Source organism: Amnimonas aquatica (assembly GCF_002943415.1).
Classification (GTDB): Bacteria; Pseudomonadota; Gammaproteobacteria; order Pseudomonadales; family Moraxellaceae; genus Perlucidibaca; species Perlucidibaca aquatica_A.
In genome coordinates, this window is record NZ_PTQZ01000155.1 from 1 (window position 1) to 4,357 (window position 4,357).

The following is a 4,357-nucleotide window of genomic DNA, read 5'->3' on the forward strand; positions in this document are numbered from 1 at the left end:
ATGAGGTCATCATCGACCCAGTGCGGACGGGCATCGACACGGGCGAACAGTGCCGCCAGGCACGCCGGAGGGTTGTCCACGCTGCCGATGCCCTGTGCCAGCGCCTGCTGGAACAGGGCCCAGCCGCCACGCGTGGACTGCACCCAGTCGGCCACCGCGTCCGCCAGCGGATCGCCCTGCCAGAGAGCCTGCTTCAGTCTGGCGAAGCGCGGGTCATCGGTACGTATGCCCAGCAGGCGCAGCAAGGGCGAAGGCTGCGGGTCACGCCAGCGGGTGGCGCCGGGAATGCGATCCAGTGCGGGAATGTCGTCCGGGCAGTGCGCCGGGCTGATCGCTGTCATGCTGCAACCTCGTTATGACCATGTGGTCACGACGATAAAACATGACACATGTCACCTTCAAGTCCGCAGCGCGGACAGGAACCGCCGTCCGACAGGCGGCCCGGTCGCGTTGCCGGCTCAGCCGGCCAGCGCCTTCTCGATATCCTTGGCGATGTCTTCCGGCTTGGTCGTCGGCGCGTAGCGGTCGACCACGCGACCATTGCGATCGACCAGGAACTTGGTGAAGTTCCACTTGATCGCCTTGCTGCCGAGCAGGCCCGGCGCTTCCTGGGTCAGGTGCTGGAACAGCGGATGCGCGCCGGGGCCGTTGACCTCGATCTTGGCGAACATCGGGAAGGTCACGCCGTAGTCCATGGAGCAGAAGCTGGCAATTTCCTGCTCGTCACCCGGATCCTGGTTGAGGAACTGGTTGCAGGGGAAGCCGAGCACCGCGAAGCCCTGCCCCTTGTACTTCTCGTACAGCGCCTCCAGCCCGGTGAACTGTGGCGTGAAGCCGCACTTGCTGGCAGTGTTGACGATCAGCATGACCTGGCCGCGGAAATCGCCGAGCGCACGCTCCTCGCCGGTGATGTTTCGCGCGCGGATGTCATAGATGTCTGTCATTTTCTTCTCCTTGTTCGTCTGGCTGCGCGCACCGCCGGCGAGGCCGCCCCGGCGCGCGGAAAATCAGTCTTTCGGCAGCAGGCGCAGCGATGCCGAATTGACGCAGTAGCGCAGGCCGGTCGGGCGCGGGCCGTCGGGAAAGACATGGCCCAGATGCGCGCCGCAGTGCCGGCAGGTGATCTCCGTCCGGATCATGCCATGGCTGATGTCGCGGTGCTCGGCCACGGCCTCGCCGGTCATCGGCTGCCAGAAGCTCGGCCAGCCCGAGCCGGAGTCGTACTTGGTGCCGGCGTCGAACAGCTCGCCACCGCAGCAGCGGCAGACATAGATGCCATCTTCCTCGCAGTTCCAGTACTCGCCGGTGAAGGCGCGCTCGGTGCCTTTCAGGCGGCAGACCTGGAACTCCTCCGGACTCAGGCGCTCGCGCCATTCCGCCTCGCTCACCTCGGCGCCGGCAGGCCGGCCCGCGGACTTGTCCTCGCTCATGACGCTCTCCTCGATCAGCCGGTGCACCGGGTCGCGCCGGCAGGTTGCGCATGGCCAGAATATGACAGGAAGCCACACGGAATACGCGAGTTTTTTGCGGCCCCGCGCCATCCGGCAGCGTTTTTTTGCCCTAGAATGGAGCGCACTTTTCCGAGGGGTCACTCCGGGCGCGAGCCCTTTATCTGCGCGGACCGCCGTCCGCATGCGAGCACATCATGGAAATCACCAAGTCCTCCAAGCTCAAGGATGTCTGCTACGACATCCGTGGTCCGGTCCTCAAGGCCGCCACCGCCATGGAGGAACAGGGCCACCGCATCATCAAGCTCAACATCGGCAACCCGGCGCCGTTCGGTTTCGAGGCACCGCAGGAAATCCTGTCCGATGTCATCAGCAACCTGCCGAACGCCATCGGCTACTGTGATTCCAAGGGTCTGTTCGCGGCGCGCAAGGCGATTGTCCACTACTACCAGACCAAGGGCCTGCTCGGCGTCGACGTGGGCGACATCTACATCGGCAACGGCGTGTCCGAGCTGATCGTCATGGCCATGCAGGCCCTGCTCGACGGCGGCGACGAAATGCTGGTGCCGGCGCCGGACTACCCGCTCTGGACCGCGGCCGTGAACCTCGCCGGCGGCANCGCGGCATCGTGGTCATCAACCCGAACAACCCGACCGGCGCGGTGTACTCGAAGGAAGTGCTGCAGGGCATCGTCGCGCTCGCCCGCAAGCACGGCCTGATCATCTTCGCCGACGAGATCTACGACAAGATCATCTACGACGAGGCACAGCACACCTCCATCGCCACGCTGGCGCCGGACCTGCTCTGCATCACCTTCAACGGCCTGTCGAAGAGCTACCGCGTCGCCGGCTTCCGCTCCGGCTGGCTCATGGTCAGCGGCAACAAGGCAGCCGCGAAGGACTACATCGAAGGCCTGGACATGCTGGCCTCCATGCGCCTGTGCGCCAACGTGCAGGCCCAGTACGCCATCCAGACCGCGCTTGGTGGCTACCAGAGCATCAACGACCTGATCCGGCCCGGCGGGCGCCTGTACGAGCAGCGCGAGCTGGCCTGGCGCATGCTCAACGACATTCCCGGCGTCAGCTGCGTCAAGCCCATGGGCGCGCTCTACCTGTTCCCGCGCCTGGACCCCGAGGTGTATCCGGTCAAGGACGACCAGGCGTTCATTCTCGAGTTCCTGCAGGCCGAGAAGGTGCTGCTGGTGCAGGGCACGGGCTTCAACTGGCCCAGCCACGACCACTTCCGCGTGGTCTTCCTGCCGCACCGCGAGGAGCTGATCGAGGCCATCACCCGCCTCGCCCGCTTCCTCGAAGGCTACCGCAGGCGCCACGGCACCGACGGCAAGGTGGCGAAGACGACGGAAGCACTGTCCGCCGAGACTTGAAATCAGCCGGTCATGACCCTACTTTATGTAGTGACAACGTTGTAACTAGTGCCACGCTGTCGCCACATCAACCAAGGAGCTTGAAAGCCCATGTTACGCATCGTCCTGTTTTTGCTCACCAACCTGGCTGTGGTGTTGGTGGCCGGGATCGTCCTCAGCCTGCTCGGCGTCGGTTCGACGCACGGTGCCGGCAATACCCTCCAGCTGGGCAACCTGCTGGTGTTCTGCTTCGTCTTCGGTTCGGTCGGCTCGCTGATCTCGCTGCTCATGTCGAAGTGGATGGCCAAGCGTTCCATGGGCGTCCAGCTGATCGAGACGCCGCGCACCGGTGAAGAGCGCTGGCTGCTCGACACCGTCGCCGAACTGTCGCAGAAGGCCGGCATCAAGATGCCGGAAGTCGGCATCTTCCCGAGCTACCAGTCGAACGCCTTCGCCACCGGCTGGAACAGGAATGACGCCCTGGTCGCCGTGTCCTCGGGTCTGCTGCAGCGCATGACCAAGGATGAAGTGCGCGCCGTGCTCGGCCACGAGATCGGCCACGTCGCCAACGGCGACATGGTCACCCTCGCCCTCATCCAGGGCGTGGTCAACGCCTTCGTCATGTTCTTCTCGCGCATCATCGGCAACTTCGTCGACCGCGTGGTGTTCAAGAACGAGGAAGGCCCGGGCATCGCCTATTTCGTGACCAGCATCATCGCCGACATCGTGCTGGGCATCCTGGCCTCGGTCATCGTCATGTACTTCTCGCGCTACCGCGAGTTCCGCGCCGACGAAGCCGGCGCCGAGCTGGCCGGCCGCCAGTCCATGATCAACGCCCTGCGCGCCCTGCAGCGCGAGCACGAGGTGCCTGACCAGATGCCGGCGGAAATGACGGCCATGGCCATCACCGAAGGCAAGCGCGAAGGCTTCAGCCTGGCCTCGCTGTTCATGTCGCACCCGCCGCTGGAAAAGCGCATCGAGGCGCTGCAGCGTCTGCAGATCGCCTGATCGTGCGCCGGCCGTCAGGCCGGCCCTTTCAGCGTCACGAAAAAGCCCCGCCATGCGGGGCTTTTTCATGCGGACATGTATCACAGGGCATGACCCGCTCTCTTCAGGCGAATGCCTGAGGGAGAGTCTCCGAACCAGCGCACACAGGCACGCGTCAGGGCTGACTGCTCCGAAAAGCCGAGCATGCCCGCCAGTTGCTTGACTGGAAGATCCGTCTCGTGGAGCAAGCGCAGGAGCGCACCGCTGTACACCGCGCTCCGTATGTTTTCGAAGCTGGTTCCCTGCTCATCGAGATGGCGCTGCAACGTGCGCGGGTGCATGCCTAGCAAAGCCGCGACTTCGGCCTTGGTTCCCCGGTTTGCACCCAGAGTCCCCTGAAGCGTATTCCTGACGCGATCAGCAAGCTGCAGGCTGCGCAGTGGAAACTGTCGAGCGATGTAATCCAGGGCCAGCTGCCGCACAACCGGATCGACAGTCTTGAAGCGCGCCTGCAAGCCTCCCTTTTCCGCATGCAGACCGGCAAACGGCTGGGAAAAGT

At 64.5% G+C, this 4,357-nt stretch carries 4 protein-coding genes and 2 pseudogenes; 2 read left to right on the plus strand and 4 right to left on the minus strand.

From position 1 onward, the window contains the following. The 3 genes and pseudogenes from C5O18_RS06850 to msrB all read right to left on the minus strand — a co-directional run. Positions 1–341: pseudogene (locus tag C5O18_RS06850) on the minus strand (hypothetical protein); the annotation flags it as partial. 117 nt (positions 342–458) lie between these two features. Then, positions 459–944: a glutathione peroxidase gene (locus C5O18_RS06855; RefSeq protein WP_105192649.1), complete on the minus strand. Its 486-nt coding sequence runs from the start codon at positions 942–944 to the stop codon at positions 459–461. 63 nt (positions 945–1,007) lie between these two features. After that, positions 1,008–1,430: a peptide-methionine (R)-S-oxide reductase MsrB gene (gene msrB, locus C5O18_RS06860; RefSeq protein ID WP_105192655.1), complete on the minus strand. Its 423-nt coding sequence runs from the start codon at positions 1,428–1,430 to the stop codon at positions 1,008–1,010. Between the two features lie 293 nt (positions 1,431–1,723). Between msrB and C5O18_RS06865 the strand changes: the two are divergent. Then, positions 1,724–2,832 (plus strand): annotated as a pseudogene (locus C5O18_RS06865) (pyridoxal phosphate-dependent aminotransferase). 90 nt (positions 2,833–2,922) lie between these two features. Next, the gene (htpX, locus tag C5O18_RS06870; RefSeq protein ID WP_105192651.1) at positions 2,923–3,819 is read left to right on the plus strand and encodes a protease HtpX; all 897 of its coding nucleotides are present in this window, start codon (positions 2,923–2,925) and stop codon (positions 3,817–3,819) included. An 80-nt stretch (positions 3,820–3,899) separates the two neighbouring features. On the opposite strand, the gene C5O18_RS06875 is transcribed toward htpX, so the two are convergent. Then, positions 3,900–4,357 (minus strand): helix-turn-helix domain-containing protein (locus C5O18_RS06875; RefSeq protein ID WP_146089254.1); only part of this gene is annotated, 458 nt, incomplete at its 5' end.